The 17,746-nt window shown below is 69.2% G+C and carries 11 protein-coding genes and 1 pseudogene; 5 read left to right on the forward strand and 7 right to left on the reverse strand.

The window, feature by feature from the left end; genetic code table 11:
* The first annotated feature begins 51 nt into the window (after positions 1-51).
* On the forward strand, positions 52-4,773 hold the full coding sequence (locus EPO52_RS10670; RefSeq protein ID WP_290805846.1) for a family 43 glycosylhydrolase: 4,722 nt from the start codon (positions 52-54) through the stop codon (positions 4,771-4,773).
* Positions 4,774-4,924: 151 nt separating this feature from the next.
* Positions 4,925-8,248: an immunoglobulin-like domain-containing protein gene (locus EPO52_RS10675; protein WP_290805848.1), complete on the forward strand. Its 3,324-nt coding sequence runs from the start codon at positions 4,925-4,927 to the stop codon at positions 8,246-8,248.
* Positions 8,249-8,305: 57 nt separating this feature from the next.
* Here EPO52_RS10675 and araA read toward each other — a convergent pair whose 3' ends face one another.
* The 4 genes and pseudogenes from araA to EPO52_RS10695 form a co-directional block, all read right to left on the reverse strand.
* Positions 8,306-9,829 carry an L-arabinose isomerase gene (gene araA, locus EPO52_RS10680; protein WP_290805850.1) on the reverse strand — a complete coding sequence of 508 codons (1,524 nt, stop codon included), beginning with the start codon at positions 9,827-9,829 and terminating at the stop codon, positions 8,306-8,308.
* Entirely contained in the window at positions 9,826-10,515 is a 690-nt protein-coding gene (locus tag EPO52_RS10685) for an L-ribulose-5-phosphate 4-epimerase (protein ID WP_290806197.1), read from the reverse strand. Before EPO52_RS10685 ends, araA begins: the two co-directional genes overlap by 4 nt.
* 48 nt (positions 10,516-10,563) lie before the next feature.
* A pseudogene (locus EPO52_RS10690) lies at positions 10,564-12,156 on the reverse strand (FGGY-family carbohydrate kinase); the annotation flags it as partial.
* 105 nt (positions 12,157-12,261) lie between these two features.
* Positions 12,262-13,302 (reverse strand): LacI family DNA-binding transcriptional regulator, encoded by a 1,041-nt coding sequence (locus tag EPO52_RS10695; protein WP_290805852.1) that lies wholly within the window; start codon positions 13,300-13,302, stop codon positions 12,262-12,264.
* Between the two features lie 119 nt (positions 13,303-13,421).
* Here EPO52_RS10695 and EPO52_RS10700 point away from each other — a divergent pair, with 119 nt between their 5' ends.
* The gene (locus EPO52_RS10700; RefSeq protein ID WP_290805854.1) at positions 13,422-13,796 is read left to right on the forward strand and encodes a hypothetical protein; all 375 of its coding nucleotides are present in this window, start codon (positions 13,422-13,424) and stop codon (positions 13,794-13,796) included.
* Between the two features lie 15 nt (positions 13,797-13,811).
* On the opposite strand, the gene EPO52_RS10705 is transcribed toward EPO52_RS10700, so the two are convergent.
* Positions 13,812-14,396, reverse strand: coding sequence for a TetR/AcrR family transcriptional regulator (locus tag EPO52_RS10705; RefSeq protein ID WP_290805856.1), 585 nt, complete (start codon positions 14,394-14,396; stop codon positions 13,812-13,814).
* A 124-nt stretch (positions 14,397-14,520) separates the two neighbouring features.
* On the opposite strand from EPO52_RS10705, the gene EPO52_RS10710 reads away from it, so the two are divergent.
* A complete protein-coding gene (locus tag EPO52_RS10710) occupies positions 14,521-15,378 on the forward strand; it encodes an SDR family NAD(P)-dependent oxidoreductase (protein WP_290805858.1) in 858 nt (285 codons plus the stop codon).
* Between the two features lie 36 nt (positions 15,379-15,414).
* On the opposite strand, the gene EPO52_RS10715 is transcribed toward EPO52_RS10710, so the two are convergent.
* Positions 15,415-15,708 carry a thioredoxin domain-containing protein gene (locus EPO52_RS10715; RefSeq protein WP_290805860.1) on the reverse strand — a complete coding sequence of 98 codons (294 nt, stop codon included), beginning with the start codon at positions 15,706-15,708 and terminating at the stop codon, positions 15,415-15,417.
* Between the two features lie 109 nt (positions 15,709-15,817).
* Here EPO52_RS10715 and EPO52_RS10720 point away from each other — a divergent pair, with 109 nt between their 5' ends.
* Positions 15,818-17,104 carry an adenylosuccinate synthase gene (locus EPO52_RS10720; RefSeq protein ID WP_290805862.1) on the forward strand — a complete coding sequence of 429 codons (1,287 nt, stop codon included), beginning with the start codon at positions 15,818-15,820 and terminating at the stop codon, positions 17,102-17,104.
* 18 nt (positions 17,105-17,122) lie between these two features.
* Here EPO52_RS10720 and EPO52_RS10725 read toward each other — a convergent pair whose 3' ends face one another.
* A complete protein-coding gene (locus tag EPO52_RS10725; RefSeq protein ID WP_290805865.1) occupies positions 17,123-17,731 on the reverse strand; it encodes a maleylpyruvate isomerase family mycothiol-dependent enzyme in 609 nt (202 codons plus the stop codon).
* Positions 17,732-17,746: the final 15 nt, after the last annotated feature.

Raw genomic sequence — 17,746 nt, forward strand, 5'->3', positions numbered from 1 at the left:
GACCCTTTATCTCGCTCCACCCCTAGAACCCTCTGAAACGGGAGAACTGCAATGACGCATGCCCTCATCCGCCCTGTGGTGGCGATGGCCACGCTCGCGCTCGCGGTGCCGCTGCTCGGCACCGCGCCGGCCGCGGCGGCGGCCGACGATCCGCTGGTGCTGCACTACGCGCTCGACGAGACCAGCGGAACCACGGCGGTCGACAGCTCGGGCAACGGCCACGACGCGACCTTCGTGGGCTCGCCCGCGTTGGGCGGCGCATCCGGTGTGCGGCTCGACGGCGTCGACGACTACGTGAAGCTGCCGAACGACGTGCTCGCCGGCCTCGACTCCGTGACGGTGAGCACCGAGGTGCTGATCCGGTCGGAGCAGGCGTCGCCCTACTTCATCTTCGGCCTCGGCAACCCGGCCACGAGCAACTCCGGCTCGGGCTACCTCTTCGCGACGGGCAACTCGTACCGGGCCGCGATCACGACGGGCAACTGGAGCGGCGAGCAGGGGATGAACTCCGGCGCCGACCTCGCGCGCGGAGTGTGGAAGACGGTCACCTACACGCTCGACGACGCGTCGGACACCGCGCGTCTCTACCTCGACGGCGTCCAGGTCGCCGAGCGCACCGGTGTGACGGTGAAGCCCAAGGACCTCGGCGGCGGCGTCACCACCGACAACGCCATCGGCAAGTCCAACTACGCCAGCGACCGGTTGCTCGCCGGCAGCGTGCGCGACTTCCGCATCTACGGCGCCGCCCTCGATGCCACGCAGGTCGCCGCCCTCTCCGCCGACGACGCCACCCGGGTTCAGCGCGACGCCGCGCAGCTCGATCTCGGCGACCTCTCGGCGGTGCAGGCGAACCTCGCCCTGCCGACCACGGGTGTCAACGGCTCGACGATCAGCTGGGCCTCGGATGCGCCCTCGACCATCTCGACGACGGGTGCGGTGACCCGCCCCGCGGCCGGCTCCGGCAACGCCTCGGTGCTCCTGACCGCCACGATCTCGCGAGGCGGGTCGAGTGAGACCCGCTCGTTCACGGCCACCGTCGTCGCCCTCCGCGACGACCAGGGCGACGTGGAGGCCGCCGCCGCCGACCTCGCCGTCGCGAACCTCGACGACGTGCGAGGCAACATCACCCTGCCCGGCGCTCCGGCGGGGATCGACATCGCCTGGTCGTCATCGGATCCCGCGGTGATCGGCATCGACGGTGTCGTGACGCGGCCGAACGCCGACACGACCATCCAGCTCACGGCCACCCTCACCAAGGGCACGGCTTCGGCCACCCGCACGTTCGATGCGGCCGTCAAGGCCGCCGTGGCGCCCGCCGAGTACGAGGGCTATGCCTTCGCCTACTTCACGGGCAACTCGCTCGAGGGCGAGAACATCTACTTCGCCGCGAGCGAGGGCAACAACGCGCTCGACTGGAACGAGCTGAACGGCGGTCAGCCGGTGCTACGCTCGACCGAGGGCACGAAGGGTCTGCGCGACCCGTTCCTCATCCGGTCGCCCGAGGGCGACACGTTCTACCTCATCGCCACCGACCTCTCGATCGGCAGCGGAACGTCGTGGGGTGACTCCGTGCGCCAGGGCAGCAAGTACATCGAGGTGTGGGAGTCGCACGACCTCAAGACCTGGTCGGCGCAGCGCCACATCAAGGTGGCACCGGACAACGCCGGCATGACCTGGGCGCCCGAGGCCTACTACGACGACACCATCGGTGCCTACGTTGTGTTCTGGGCATCCGCCCTCTACGGAGACGACGACCCCGGCCACACGGGCAACACCTACCACCGCATGATGTACGCCACCACGCGCGACTTCGTCTCCTTCAGCGAGCCCCAGGTCTGGCAGGACCAGGGGGTGTCGCGCATCGACTCGACCGTGCTCAAGGAAGACGGCGTCTACTACCGCTTCACGAAAGACGAGGGCGCGAACACCGGATGCGCCGACATCATCCAGGAGTCGTCGACCGACCTGCGAGCCACCCTCCCGTCGTGGACCCAGATCGACAGCTGCATCGGCCGCGATGCCGGCACCAGCGCCGTGGAGGGCCCGACCGCCTTCAAGGCCAACCCCGGTGACATCAACGGCGAGAAGTTCTACCTGTTCGTCGACGAGTACGGCGGGCGCGGTTACATCCCGCTCGAGACCGGCGACATCGCCAACCCCGACTGGAAGGTCTCGGCCGGCTACGACCTGCCGGCCAGCCCCCGCCACGGAACGGTGCTCCCCGTGACCGCCGCCGAGCTCGAGTCGCTCAACGACTCCCTCGGTGCCGGCCCGGCTCCGGCCCCGGTGAACGCCGACGGCGAGATCCTCCGCTACGACTTCGAGGACGGGTCGGGCAGTGTCGTGCACGACGTGTCCGGCAACGGTCAGGATGCGATGATCTCGGGCGGTGCCGCGTGGGACGGTGACTCCCTCGTCTTCGACGGATCCAACGACTCCGTCGCCCTGCCCGACAACGTGCTCGCCGGCGTCACGGACGTGACCATCGAGGCGGATGTCTGGATCGACCCGTCGCAGGGCACCCCGTACTTCCTCTACGGCCTCGGCAACACGGTGTCGGGAGCGGGGAACGGGTACCTGTTCAGCACGGGCAACCAGTACCGCACGAGCCTCGCGACCGGGAACTGGACGACCGAGCAGACTGTGTCGCAGGGATCCGATCTGCCGCGGGGGCGCTGGGCGCACCTCACCTACACGCTCGCCGACACCACGGCGACGATCTATCTCGACGGCCTCGCCGTCGCGAGCGGCACCGTCACCAGCGACCCGGGTGACATCGGCGGCGGCTACACCACTGCCAACCACCTGGGGGCGTCGAACTACACCTCGGACAAGCTGTTCAAGGGCCGCTACCGTGAGTTCGCGATCTACAACCGCGCCCTGTCGGCGACCGAGGTGCTGGGCGCCTCCGGCAACACGTCGGCTCTGGCGGATGTGAGCCTGCAGGAGGACGTTCTGAAGATCGCGCCGATCGTGAACAGCCAGACGCACGAGGTGACGTTCGCGGTGAAGCCGGGAACCGACCTCTCCGCTCTGACACCGGTGTACTCGACGGCAGCGGGGGTGTCGGCGAGCCCGGCATCCGGAACCACGGTCGACCTCCGCGAGCCGAAGACGGTGACGCTCACGTCCGCCGGGGGCGACCCGGTGACGTGGACGCTGCGGGCGGTCGAGATGAAGAGCCCGATCATCCCCGGTCTGTACGCCGACCCCAACGTCTTCGCCTGGGGTGACACCTATTACATCTACGCCACCAGTGATGGCTTCCCCGGCTGGGGTGGCAAGACGTTCTACGTCTGGTCGTCGAAGAACCTCGTGGACTGGACCCGCTCGGCGGATCCCATCCTCACGCTCGACGGCGACGCCGGGAACGTGCCCTGGGCCACCGGCAACGCGTGGGCGCCGACCATCACGGAGAAGAACGGGAAGTTCTACTTCTACTTCAGCGGCCACAACCCGTCGGTGGATCGCAAGACTATCGGTGTCGCGGTGGCCGACAGCCCCGCTGGCCCGTTCACGGCACAGTCCGAGGCGATGATCCTCAACAACGAGGCCGTCACCTCGGGGCAGGCGATCGACCCGGCGACGTTCACCGACCCGGCGACCGGGAAGAGCTATCTCTTCTGGGGCAACGGAACGCCTGTCTACGCGGAGCTCTCCGACGACATGCTGTCGATCAAGCAGGACACGGTGAAGCGGATCGACGGTCTGACCGACTTCCGCGAGGGCGCCTTCGTGAACTACCGCGACGGGCTCTACCACCTGACGTACTCGATCGATGACACCGGATCACCGAACTACCGCGTGGGCTACGCGACCGCCACCAGCGTCGACGGCCCGTGGACCTACCGCGGGGTCATCCTGCAGAAGGACGAGTCGCTCGGCATCCTCGGCACCGGTCACAGCTCGATCCTGAACGTGCCCGGCACCGACGACTGGTACATCGTGTACCACCGCTTCGCGATGCCGGGTGGTGACGGCCAGCACCGGGAGACCACGATCGACCGGCTGACGTTCGATGCGGAGACCGGCCTCATGAACACCGTGACGCCGACTCTCACCAGCGTCGAGGCCCAGTCCATCGTCGACCCGCAACCGCTGACGGTGACCATCGCGGGAGCTGCTCGCGAGAAGGAGACGCTGACCGCGTCGGTGCCCGAGCCCTGGACGGCGAGCTCCATTCAGTGGAGTCGTGACGGCGAGGACATCGAGGGCGCCACGGGGGCGAGCTACCTGCTCACCGCAGCGGATGTCGGTGCCACGGTCAGCGCGTCGGTGACGGCCGAGAAGCCGTACTGGGATCCTGCCTCGGCAGTGGCCTCGGTCGGGCCGGTGCTCGCCGCCGGTGGGGGCACGGTCGACCCGGACTCTCCCCAGCTGCTGCTGGAGACGACCACGCTGACCGCGGGCCAGTCGTTCACGGTTCGCGGAAGCGGGTTCGGTGCGGAAGAGCGGATCGACTTCACGCTCTTCTCGACTCCGACAGCGCTCGGAACCGTGCAGACGGACTCCGCCGGCGCCTTCACCGTGACGCTCACCGTGCCGACCTCCGTCACCGCGGGCGCCCACACCCTGCGGGCGGCCAGTGCCGATTCGGATGACGTGGCCGAGGTCGCGGTGACCGTGAAGGCGGCCGCAGGCACCGGCGGGGCCGTCCCCGGAGCCGACCCTCTCGCCAGCACCGGTCTGACCATCGGCTGGTCGCTCGTCGGCGGGGCAGCGCTGCTCGCCGCGGGACTGCTGCTGGTCATGCGCCGTCGCCGATCGGTGTGATCTCGGGCTACTCGACCAGCGCAAGCTCTGCGCTGGTCGAGTAGCCGCGGCCGCCCTTCGACGAGCTCAGGGAACGCCGCGGCCGACGCGTATCGAGACCACCCGCCGATCACCGAAACCATCGAACAACCCACACCGAAGTGAGTTCCCTGTGAGAAAACGTCTCGCCATGCTCTCCGCGTTCGCGGTGGCCTTCAGTACCCTGCTCGTCGCGCCGCAGGCATCCGCCGAACCGACCGACAGCGACCTGCTTCTGCACTACGACTTCAGCGCGGTGACAGGCACGACCGTGCCCGATCAGTCGCCGCATGCACACGACGGCGTCATCAAAGGAACGGGCGCCACTGTCACGGGCGCCGAGCTCACCCTCCCGGGAGGGGGGAGCGGCAGCAACGCCGCCTACGTGGAGCTGCCCACCGGCCTCTTCGACGGGCGCGACACGCTCACGATCTCGACGTGGCTGCGCAACGACAAGGCCTCGGGCAACTACGCGGCCATGTTCTTCGGATCGGCGAACAACCCGCCGTCGCAGTACTGGCTGCTGAACCCGAAGAACCCGGGCGGCCTGTTCAAGTCGGTGATCACGGGCAGCGCCACCTCGGGTTCCCCGTGGACCTCCGAGGTGGGCATCTCGCCGACCAACGCGGCCAACGGTATCGCCGGACCGGCGACATCCAGCGCCTGGGGCCTCTACACCACGGTCATCGAGCCCACGCGCATCACCGGCTACTTCGACGGCAAGAAGATCGGCTCGGTGCCGACCACCCGGACGGTCAGCCAGTTCGGCTCGAACCTCGTGTCGTACATCGGCAAGTCGTCGTACGCCGACGAGCTCTACAAGGGCGGCGTGCGCGACGTGAAGGTGTGGACGTCTGCCCTCGGCGACGCGGAGATCGCGGGTGAGTACTACTCCTGGGCCGACGAGGCCACGGTGCAGGCAGCGCTCGCGGCCGACGCCGATGCGCTCGCGCCCGGCTCGGGAGCCGTCACCACCGACCGCGATCTCGTCACGACGGGAGCCAACGGGTCGACCGTCGCCTGGGCATCCGATCGCCCGGATGTCATCGCGAACGACGGCACGGTGACGCGGCCCACCACGGGCGGCGACGTGCTTGTCACCCTCACGGCCACGCTCGAGCTGGCCGGCCGCACCACCACGCGCGTCTTCGAGGTCACCGTGCTCGCAGACACCCCGCAGAACAACCTGCAGGTGGCCGTCGACGGCTACGACCTCGCGATCAGCCACGTCACCGACGACCTCGTGCTGCGCACGGCGATCGGCGACGTGACCGTGGCCTGGGCCTCATCGGATGCGGGCACGATCGCGAACGACGGCTCGGTCACCCGGCCGGCCGCCGAGAAGCAGGTGACCCTCACGGCGACGTTCGGCCTCGACGGCCAGACCGCGACCCGCGACTTCACCGTCACCGTGCTGGCCGCGGATGCCGGCCGGATCGGCTCGTACATCGTCGACGGCGACACCACGCGAACCGATGTGCTGCACCTCGCCGCGTCGTCGTCGCCGGCTGCCGGTGGTGACTTCGAGGCCCTGAACAACGGGCGCGGAGTGCTCTACCCGTCTCTCGGCTCGGCGAAGTTCGGGCCTCCCGTCGCCCTGCGCGCACCGGACGGGACCTTCCGTCTCGTCTCGATCGAGAACGGTTCGGGCTCGAAGCTGTACGTCTACGACTCGGCAGACCTCACCTCGTTCACGAACGAGCGACTGGTGTCGTTCGTGCCCGGCGGAGTGACCGCGACGGCGGTTGCCGCCCGGTACGACAACGGCATCGGCGCCTATCGCGTGGCCTACACCGGCCAGGGCGGGGTGCGCTTCGAGGTGACCACGGTCGACTTCGCGGCGTTCAGCGCGCCGGTGGCCGACGCCGGCGCGGACGCCACGCCCGCCGAGACCGGTGACTACCCGGCCGGAGCATCCGGCGCATCCAGCATCGGGGTGACCGACGCGGAGTACGCGCGCATCGTGCGGAAGTTCAGCCGAGTCGTGAACACCGGCGTCCAGTCGTTCGGCGACGTGACGGTCGACGAGGGCGAGACCCCGGTGCTGCCCGAGACCGCGACGGTCGAGTACTCGAGCGGCGACACCTCGTCGATGCCCGTCGAATGGGATGCCGACGATCTCGCGGCCCTCGACTCCGCAGCGCCGGGCACCTACACGGTCGACGGAACCGTGACGCGGCCGACGTTCCCCGACCCGCTCGTCGAGCGCCGGGCCGACCCCGACGTCACCCTCGGCGACGACGGCTGGTACTACTTCACCGGCTCCTACCCGATGACCCGCGAGAACGACCCCGACGGCTACGACAGGATCGTGCTGCGCCGGGCGGAGACGATCCAGGGTCTGAAGACCGCGCCCGAGACCACGATCTGGCACGAGAACACCGATCCCACGCTCAACCGATTCATCTGGGCTCCCGAGCTCGAGAAGATCGGCGACGACTGGTACATCCTGTTCACGGCCGCCAGAAACGGGGTCTGGGACATCCGGCCCGCCATGCTGAAGTTCACGGGTGAGGAGTTCGGCGGCGCCGCCGCCCTCGACCCGGCGAACTGGACGAGCCTCGGCCAGGTCAAGGCGGCCCCCGGCGACACCGAGTCGTTCACGCACTTCTCGCTCGACATGACGCACTTCGAGTCGGATGGCCGGCACTACGTGGTGTGGGCGGAGACCGGCGCGGGCGGATCGACGCTGCGCATGGCCGAGACCGACCCGGTGAACCCGAACCAGCTCATCTCGCCGTCGTTCCTGCTCTCGACGCCGACCCTGGCGTGGGAGAAGAACGGCGACCAGGCGATCGACGAGGGCCCGGCCGTGATCAAGAGAGACGGCACGATCATGATCGCCTTCTCGGCGTCGTCGGTCGACGACAAGTACTGCGTGGGCCTGCTCACCGCGGACTCGGCCGCCGACCTGCTCGACCCGGCGTCGTGGACCAAGAACGCCTACCCGCTGCTGACCAGCGCCGACGTTCCCGGACAGGTCGGCCCCGGTCACAACTCGTTCACCGTCGACGAATACGGCAACCCCGTGATCGTGTACCACTCGCGCACCGTGAACGACTCGTCGAACCCGGGCGAGGCGACGGATGCCGGACTGTTCGATCCTCGCAGGCACGCTCGCGCCGCGCTGGTGCACTTCACGAGCGACGGCCTGCCCGTCTTCGCGATGACGGCCGACGAGGAGCTCGCCCCCGAGAACGCGGCGGTGCAGGTGCGCGTGATCGTCGAGGGCGACGCGGTCGAACCCGGCACGCCGCCAACGACTCCTCCGACTCCAACCACGCCCGACAAGCCCGGTAGTACGGGAACGTCGGGCGGCGGCACGGACTCCGCGAACACCGACGGCAGGCTCGGCCAGACCGGGTCCGGCGCTGCCGGGTTCCTGGCCGGGGGACTGCTGCTCGCCATCACCGGACTCGTGCTGGTCATCGCACGACGGCGAACCCGCATGGGGTGACCGCGGCCGGCGCGTCCATCTCAGCCAGTGCGCCTCGCGGCCGTCGAGGCAGCTGAGTCAGAAGCCCTGCGCGAGACGGTAGTACGCCTGGTTCCAGCGCACCTCGTTCGCGAAACCCTTCAGCGTGGTGGTCTCGTCGATGGTGAGCAGCTCGGCCTTGGCGATGGCCGCGAAGTCCTCGAACACCTCGATGCCCACCGCGGTCGACATGACGGTGTGGTGCGCGGCGCCCGCGGTCAGCCACGCCGCGGCCGAGGTCGCGAAGTCGGGAGCAGGCCGCCAGACGGCCCGGCCCACCGGGAGGTTCGGAAGCGCGGCGCGCGGCTCGACGACCTCCACCACGTTGGCCACGAGGCGGAACCGGTCGCGCATGTCGCTCATCGCGACCACCACGGCCGGGCCGGGGTCGGCCGTGAACACCAGACGCACCGGGTCGTCCTTGCCGCCGATGCCGAGGGGGTGGATCTCGAGCGTGGGCTTGGCCGTGGTGAGTGACGGGCTCACCTCGAGCATGTGCGCGCCCAGGATGGTCTCGGCTCCCTCGACCAGGTCGTAGGTGTAGTCCTCCATCAGGCTCGCGCCGCCGGGGAGACCCGCACCCATCACGTTCGCGGCCCGCACCAGGATCGCGGTCTTCCAGTCGCCCTCCGCGCCGAAGCCGTAGCCCTCGGCCATCAGGCGCTGCACGGCGAGGCCGGGCAGCTGCTTCAAGGCCCCGAGGTCTTCGAAGCTCGTGGTGAACGCACCGAAGCCGCCTTCCTCGAGGAAGGAGCGGAGTCCGAGCTCGATCGCGGCACCATCACGCAGTGACGGGTGGCGCTCGCCTCCCGCGCGCAGCTCGGGCGCCACGTCGTAGAGCTCCTCGTACTCGGCCACCAGGGCATCGACGGCCGCGACATCCGCCTCGGCGATCGCCACGGCATCCGCCAGCTCGTTCACACCCCAGGTGTTCACCTGCACGCCGAAGCGGATCTCGGCCTCGGTCTTGTCACCCTCGGTCACGGCCACGTAGCGCATGTTGTCGCCGAAGCGGGCCAGCTTGAGGGTCTTCACGGCCTGCCAGCCGGCGGCGGCGCGCGCCCAGTCGGCGATCTTCTGCTGCACCAGCGGGTTGCTCGCGTGGCCCACCACGGTCTTGCGGGCGACGCCGAGCCGGGTCTGGATGTAGCCGAACTCCCGGTCGCCGTGCGCGGCCTGGTTGAGGTTCATGAAGTCGAAGTCGATGTCGGCGTAGGGCAGCTCGACGTTCGCCTGCGTGTGCAGGTGCAGCAGCGGCTTGGCGAGCGCGTCGAGGCCCGCGATCCACATCTTGGCGGGGCTGAAGGTGTGCATCCACGCGATGATGCCGATGACCCGGTCGTCGGCGTTCGCGTCGAGCGCGGCCCGGCGGATCGACTCGCTGTCTTTCAGTACGGGCTTCCAGACGATCTTCACCGGTACGACGGATGCATCATCCAGCGTGGCCACGATCTGCTGCGACTGCTCGGCGACCTGACGCAGTGTCTCCTCGCCGTAGAGGTTCTGGCTCCCCGTGAAGAACCAGAGTTCGTAAGGGTCGAGAGAGGTGCTGAGTGTGCTCAATTCAGGGATCCTGTCGGGTCTTGTCCGTAGACGTTCTGGTAGCGGTTGAAAAGGGAGTCGATGTTCTCCTGCGCGATCGGCTGAGGGGTGCCGAGCTGGAGGGAGAAGAGCACGGAGCGGGCGACGTCCTCCACCATCACGGCGGCCTTCACGGCGTCGCGCGCATCTTTCCCGACGGTGAACGGGCCGTGGTTCTTCATCAGCACGGCACGCGACCGGCTGCCGCGGAGGGTCTCCACGATTCCGCGGCCGATCGAGTCGTCGCCGATGATGGCGAAGGGGCCGATCGGCACCTCGCCGCCGAACTCGTCCGCCATCGCCGTGGTGACGCAGGGGATCGGTTCGCCCCGGGCCGCCCAGGCGACCGCGTACGGCGAGTGGGTGTGCACCACGCCGCCCACCTCGGGCATCTGCCGGTAGACGTAGGCGTGCGCGGCGGTGTCGCTGGAGGGCGACCGGTCGGAACCCTCGGTGCCCGGGACGACGGTGCCGTCGAGGTCGCAGAGGATCATGTTGTGCGGCGCGAGGGCGTCGTAGTCGACGCCCGACGGCTTGATGACGAAGAGGTCGGCTCCGGGGACGCGGCCCGAGATGTTGCCGCCGGTCCACTGCACCAGCCCGTAGCGGGTGAGCTGCGAGTGCAGGTCGCTGACCTCCTTGCGGATGCGCTCGATCGCCTCTTTCAGTTCGGGCTCGGGATCGAAGACCGGGGCGGCCGTGTCCGACTCGAGGGGGAGGGCGTCCACGGCGGCGCTCTCCACCGCCAGGCCCGCCCGGTACCGGTCGAGGTAGGCCGCGAAGCCGGCGACGTCATCCGGCTCGGGCTCGCTGACGCTGAACTCGGCGCCGGCGAAGACCCGGGTGCGCAGGAAGTCGCCGAGGGTGGATCCGGATGCGGCGTGCTCGAGGTAGGAGCCGAGCACGGCGATGCCCCACGCACCGCCCGCCGAGGCGGTCTCGGTGACGGCGACCGGCGCGTCGAGCGCTCCCGCGAGGAAGCGCTGAGCCACACCGGCGGTGCGGAACAGGCCGCCGTGGGCGAACATCCGGTCGATCCGCACGCCCTCCGAGTCGAGCACCCGCATGCCGAGAGCCAGCGTGCCGAACACTCCGTAGAGCTGGGCGCGCATGAAGTCGGCGAGAGTGAAGCGGCTGTCGGGGCTCCGCACCACGAGCGGCCGGCCGGCCGTGAGGCCCGCGATCGGCTCGCCGGCGAGGTGGTTGTAGGCGAGGACGCCCCCGGCATCCGCTGCCCCCTCGAGCGAGACCCGGAAGAGCGCATCGAACACGGTGTCGCTGTCGATCGGGGTGCCGGCGGCGGCGGAGAACTCGCGGAACAGGCCGGCCCAGGCGCCGAGCTCGCTCGCGCCGTTGTTGCAGTGCACCATCGCCACGGGATCGCCGGCCGGCGTGGTGACCAGGTCGAGCTCGTGGTGCGTGTGCTCGAGCGGACGCTCCAGCACCACCATGGCGAAGATGCTCGTTCCGGCGCTGACGTTGCCCGTTCGGGGTGCGACCGAGCAGGTGGCCACCATGCCGGTTCCGGCGTCGCCCTCCGGCGGGCACAGCGGGATGCCGGGGAGAACGGTGCCCGTCGGGTCGAGGAGTGCGGCGCCATCCGCCGTGAGCTCGCCGGCGCTCCGGCCCGCGACGAGCACCTCGGGCAGCAGCGCCGCGAGACCCAGGCCGGGCACGGACGGTTGCACCAGCTCGTCGTAGCGCGCCAGCAGATCGGCGTCGTAGTCGTGAGTGCGGGAGTCGATGGGGAACATGCCCGAGGCGTCGCCGACGCCGAGCACCCGGCGGCCGGTGAGGCGCCAGTGCAGGTAGCCGGCCAGGGTCGTGATGTGCCGGATGCTCGGCACGTGCGACTCCCCGTCGAGCACCGCCTGGTGCAGATGGGCGATCGACCAGCGGAGGGGGATGTTGAGCCCGAACAGCTCCGAGAGCTCGGCGGCCGCCGGACCGGTGGAGGTGTTGCGCCAGGTGCGGAAGGGCACGAGGAGCTGGTCGTCGGCGTCGAAGGCGAGATAGCCGTGCATCATCGCCGAGACGCCGATCGAGCCGAGCGTGCGGGGCGTCACCCCGTACCGGTTCTCGGCGTCGCTCGCCAGGTCGGCGTAGGCGGCCCGGACGCCGGCGACGGCGTCGTCGAGCTCATACGTCCAGACGCCGTCGACGAGGGAGTTCTCCCAGTCGTGGCCGCCCTCGGCGAGCACCTGGGCGGTATCGGAATCGATCAGGCACGCCTTGATCCGGGTCGAGCCCAGTTCGATTCCCAGAGAGGTTCGCCCGCTCGCGATCGCTGTTCGGGCATCCTCGCGCATCGTCACGCTGTTGTTCACGCCTCACGGCTCCTTCGCCTACCTATGTGATCGATCACATTAATGATCTCCCCAGTGTAGGCGACACACCCGATGTCGTCGAGTGATTCAGGCGACCGGCGCCGCCGTCGATCTGCGCACCACGAGTTCGGGCTCGACGGAGGGGGGCACGGAGCTCTCGCCGAGCAGGAGGGCGACGGCGCGACGTCCCGCTTCGGCGAAGTCCTGCCTGACGGTGGTCAGGGCGGGGCTGTAGAACGCCGCCTCGGGAACGTCGTCGAAGCCCACGATGCTGAGCTCACCGGGAACGGCGATGTCTGCCTCCGAGGCCGCTTTGAGTGCGCCGAGGGCCATCTGGTCGTTGCCCGCGAAGATCGCGGTGACGCCGTGCGCGATCAGCTCTCCCGCCGCCCGGTGCCCCGACGCGGCGCTCCAGTCGCCGTTGACCACGGCCCGGAAGTCGATGGCGCGCGCATCCAGCTCGTCGGTGTAGCCCGTGAGCCGCTGCGCGGCGTCGAGCCAGTCGGCCGGGCCCGCGAGGTGGCCGATTCGGCGGTGGCCGAGGCTCGCGAGGTGGGAGACCGCCATCCTGGCGCCCACCACCTGGTCGAGCGGCCGGCTCCGCTCCGCGTCGGTCGCGAGCTCCTGCAGGGTGACGAACGGCATCCCGAACGAGAGGTCGGAGAGCGCCTCGAGCACGCGCGTCTGCGGCGCGACCACCACCACGCCCTCGGCCGAGAGCTCCGCGAGGTGCGAGATGGCGGCCTGCACCGATCGCGGGTCGAGGCCGTCGGCATTGGCGATGGTGACGCTGTACCCGCGCGCGCGGGCGGCCACCTCGAGGGCTGCGACGCTGGCCGCCGGGCCGTACTGCCCGGTGGAGGTCGAGAGGATGCCGATCATGCGCGACCTGCTGGACGAGAGGGTGCGGGCTGCGGCGTTCGGCCGGTAGCTCAGCTCCTTCATCGCATCGAGCACCTTCTGGCGAGTGGCCGGCCGGAGGCTCGGATGGTCGTTGAGCACGCGGGAGACGGTCTGATGCGACACTCCGGCAAGCCGCGCCACGTCGAACACGCTCGCGGCACGCGCCTTCGCTCCGACGACGGGAGCGGCAGAGGCCGGCCCGTGCGGCTGCAGTTCGGAGGTCATCCCCCGATTATCGCGCTGCCGAGCCCAGGGATGCGCTGCGAAGGCCGCATCCATGCGGGATCGACGCGAATTCCGCAGGGAGGGCGCTGACTAGTTGACGGAGGTCCACAATGGAAGGTGTGACGCGTGAAACGATTCCCAACCAGCTGCACCCGCTCATGCAACCCGAGCAGAACGTGCAGCGCATCATGCGAACCGGAACTGTCTGGTTCGCCGTGGCCGCCGGTTCGACGGCGATCACCCTCGGCATGCTGCTCTCCTCGGGTTGGCGCCCGTCGTCGCTGCCCGACGACCTGCAGGTCGTGTGGTGGATCGGCTCGGTGCTCGTGGCGCTCAGCGTGGGCCTCATCGGCTGGTCGGGATGCCCCATCCTCGAGGTCGACGTGCCCACGTCGAGCCGCAACAAGAGTCGCACCATGCAGCTCGGCACTCTCTTCTTCATCGTCGGAGGAGCGGTAGGGCTCTTCGCGGTGCTGCTCGGCCCGGCGCTGTAGCGGGCCGAGTTCGGATCACGGGTTCTGCGCAGGCCGTTCCAGCGCCTCGAAGAGCACGCGAATCGTGTTCTCGACACTCACGAGCCCCTTCGCGTCGGCGGCACGCCCTCCCAGGTGCAGGTCGATCGCGCCGTGGCAGGTCGCGTAGATCAAGCCGGCGAGTTCCGTGTCGTCGAGTCCTGCCTGCCCGACCTCACGCTGATACCGGGATACCAGCAAGCGGAAGGCCTGGAACGAGGCGAACGCGGCCCCCACGAGAGCGTCGTCCGGTGTCAGACTCTGGTCGCTGAACAGCAAGCGGTAGCGAGCCGGATGCGCGTGGGCGTACTCGATCAGCTGGTCGAGAGCGCCGAGGAGTGAGGTGCGGGCATCGCCGGCGCTGCCCAGGCTCGCCGTCTCGAACCAGCTGCGCAGCTGCTCGAAGTCCCGCTGCGCGACGACGGCCAGGAGCTCCTGGCGTCCTGCGAAGTGCTTGTAGGGGGCGTTGTGCGAGACGCCGCACCGGTCGGCGACGGCCCGGATCGTGACGGCGGTCTGACCGCCGAGATCCAGCAGATCCGCTGCGGCGGTGACCAAGAGGTCCCTGGTGGTATCGGCCATCGCACATCCCTCGGAACGGATCATCCCACGCTTGTTGACAACACAACCCTATAGGTTGACAGCCCACACCTTATGGTTGACACTGTAATTCGGGCTCGGAGATCCGAGCCGGCAGAGAGGGCGAATGATGAAGACAGTTGTGGTGACCGGGATCTCGACCGGAATCGGAAATGCGACGGCGGCGGAACTCCTCGCCCAGGGCTGGCACGTCTTCGGAAGTGTGCGTTCGCAGTCGGATGCCGCGAAGGCGATCGAGCAGTTCGGGAGCGAGCGTTTCACGCCGCTGACATTCGATGTCACCGATGAGGAGGCCGTGCGGGCGGCGGTCGAGCAGGTGCGCCTGCACCTGAACGGCACGACCCTCGATGGACTCGTCAACAACGCGGGCAGCTCCTACACCGACCCTCTGATGGTGCAGTCCGTCGAGGACTTCCGCAGACAGATGGAGGTGAACGTGGTGGGCATGTTCGCGGTCACGCGTTCCTTCTTCCCACTCCTCGGCGGAGATCCGGCGCTCCGTGGCGCCAAGGGCCGGATCGTCAACCTGGGATCGGTGGGCGGCCGAATAGCCTTCCCTCTTCTCGGGGCGTACGTCACGGCCAAGCACGCGGTCGAAGGCCTGTCGGGTGCGCTCCGTCGAGAGTTGCAGCTCGTCGGGATCGACGTCATCGTGGTCGGCCCGGGTCCGGTGCAGACATCGATCTGGGACAAGGCCGAGGCGCAATCCTTCCCGGAGGTGACGGGCACCATCTGGGAGAAGCCGTTCCGCGGCTACGTCGACTGGATGATCACGAGCGGCCGCAAGGGGCTCCCCGCTTCGACCGTCGGCACGACCATCGCTCGGGCGCTGACCGTGAGACATCCGCGAACCCGCTACGCGCCGGTGCAGGGCAAACTGGTCAACGAGACGATCCCGTCACTCCTCCCGCCGAGGATGGTCGACCGTGTGCTCGGGCGCCGGTTCGGTCTGCTCCCGCGCTGACGCGGCTCCGATCCGAGCGGCTCCGTCCCGAGCGGCTCAGGGGAGGGCGCCGGCGATCGCCGCCAGCACCTGTTCGGTGCTCGGAACGCCGGATGCCCGCATCCGCTCGTCTCCGTCGGGCGCCGTGATGACGATGGTGGGGGTGGCGACGATTCCGAGCGCCTCGCTCTCGTCGGGCGCGTCGGCCACGTTGATCTCGCGCCAGCCCACGCGATCGCCGAGCAGCGGAGCGATGCGCTCGAGGGTGGCGCGGGTGCTGGAGCAGGCACCGCAGAAGCTCGACGAATAGAGCGTCACGGTGAGCTCGGGTTCGCGGATGCTGCTCTCCATCCCTCCATCATCGCCCCGGAATCGGGTGCTCGAGGCCGCCGCGGTAGAATCGACTGTCAACCGGCACCGTCCGTCGGGCACTGACATCGGACCTGTGAAGGGAATCCACATGCCAGCGATCGTGCTGATCGGCGCCCAGTGGGGCGACGAGGGCAAAGGCAAGGCCACCGACCTGCTCGGCAGCCGTGTCGACTACGTCGTCAAGTTCAACGGCGGCAACAACGCCGGTCACACCGTGGTGGTCGGCGACAAGAAGTACGCCCTGCACCTGCTGCCCTCGGGCATCCTCACCCCCGGCGTCACGCCGGTCATCGCCAACGGCGTCGTGGTCGACGTCGAGGTGCTCTTCCACGAGCTCGAGGCGCTCGGCTCGCGGGGAGTGGATGTCTCGCGACTGCTCGTGTCGGCCAACGCCCACGTCATCACGGCCTACCACCGCACCATGGACAAGGTCACCGAGCGCTTCCTCGGCAAGCGCCAGATCGGCACCACCGGTCGCGGTATCGGGCCGGCGTACGCCGACAAGATCAACCGGGTGGGCATCCGCATCCAAGACCTCTTCGACGAGGGCATCCTGCGCCAGAAGGTCGAGGGTGCGCTCGACCTCAAGAACCACATCCTGGTGAAGGTCTACAACCGCCGGGCCATCGCGGCGGAGGAGGTCGTCGACGACCTCCTCTCGTACGCCGAGCGGCTGCGTCCGATGGTGGCCGACACCTCGCTCGTGCTCGACAAGGCGCTGCGCGACGGCAAGACCGTGCTCTTCGAGGGCGGCCAGGCCACGATGCTCGACATCGACCACGGCACCTACCCCTTCGTCACCTCGTCGAACGCCACCTCGGGCGGTGCCGTCACCGGATCGGGTGTGGCGCCGAACCGCATCGACCGTGTGATCGCCGTGGTGAAGGCCTACACGACCCGTGTCGGAGCCGGGCCGTTCCCCACCGAGCTGTTCGACGAGTCGGGCGAGTTCTTGCGCTCGAAGGGCTTCGAGTTCGGCACCACCACGGGGCGCCCACGTCGCACCGGCTGGTACGACGCGCCGATCGCCCGGTACACCGCGCGCATCAACGGTGTCACCGACTTCGTGCTCACGAAGCTCGACGTGCTCACGGGCCTCAAGACCATTCCCGTCTGCGTCGCGTACGACGTCGACGGCGTTCGGGTCGACGAGGTGCCGGTGTCGCAGACCGACTTCCACCACGCCGTGCCCATCTACGAGGAGTTCGAGGGCTGGACCGAGGACATCACCGGCGTACGCACCTTCGACGAGCTTCCCGCCGCGGCCCAGCGCTACGTGCTGGCGCTGGAGGAGATGAGCGGCTCGCGCATCTCGGCCATCGGCGTGGGCCCGGCCCGCGACGCCATCGTCACGCGCCACGACCTCCTCGAGTAACCGCGGCGTTCGGCGCGCTCACACCACGGAGTAGTGCTCCGGCAGGGCTCCGCGCCCGGTGAGCGCCAGCAGCAGTGTCTCGCCGTCACCGCGCGCCGCGGCGATGCCGGCGGCGAGCTGCAGGGTGGCGGAGACGGCGTCGGGCGACTGGCCGTGCGGCAATCCGGTGGCGCGGCTGATGTCGAGTGAGTGCACCACGAGCTCGAAGGTGCGGGTGCGGAGGTACTCGGGCAGCTCGATGCCGAGCCCGCCGATCGACACGATCCGCTCCTTGGGGGCGGAGTCGACGAGTGCCATGGTGCGGCCGATCGCGTCGAAGACCGCCTGCGCAGGGTCGTCACCGAGCCAGATGCCGGCCTCGACGCCCCGGGCGGCGACGGCCGCCGGGTCGGTGAGCTCGCGATACACCCGGGCGTAGTACCCCTCGGCGTTCTGCACGTTCGCGAAGCCGGGGTCATCCAGCAGCAGGTAGCTCTCGACGGTGAGGATGGCGCGAGTGGTGTGGCCCACGAGCGACCGCAGGCTCCATTCGCCGAGCGCGACCGCGTCCCATTGATCCTCCCCGATTCGGGTGACGAGATCGTGGAACGCGTTCGCGGAGTGGAAGAAGGTGGCGGCACTGCCCATGGCACCATCGTGGCA

The organism is Herbiconiux sp., assembly GCF_004297105.1.
GTDB lineage: Bacteria > Actinomycetota > Actinomycetes > Actinomycetales > Microbacteriaceae > Herbiconiux.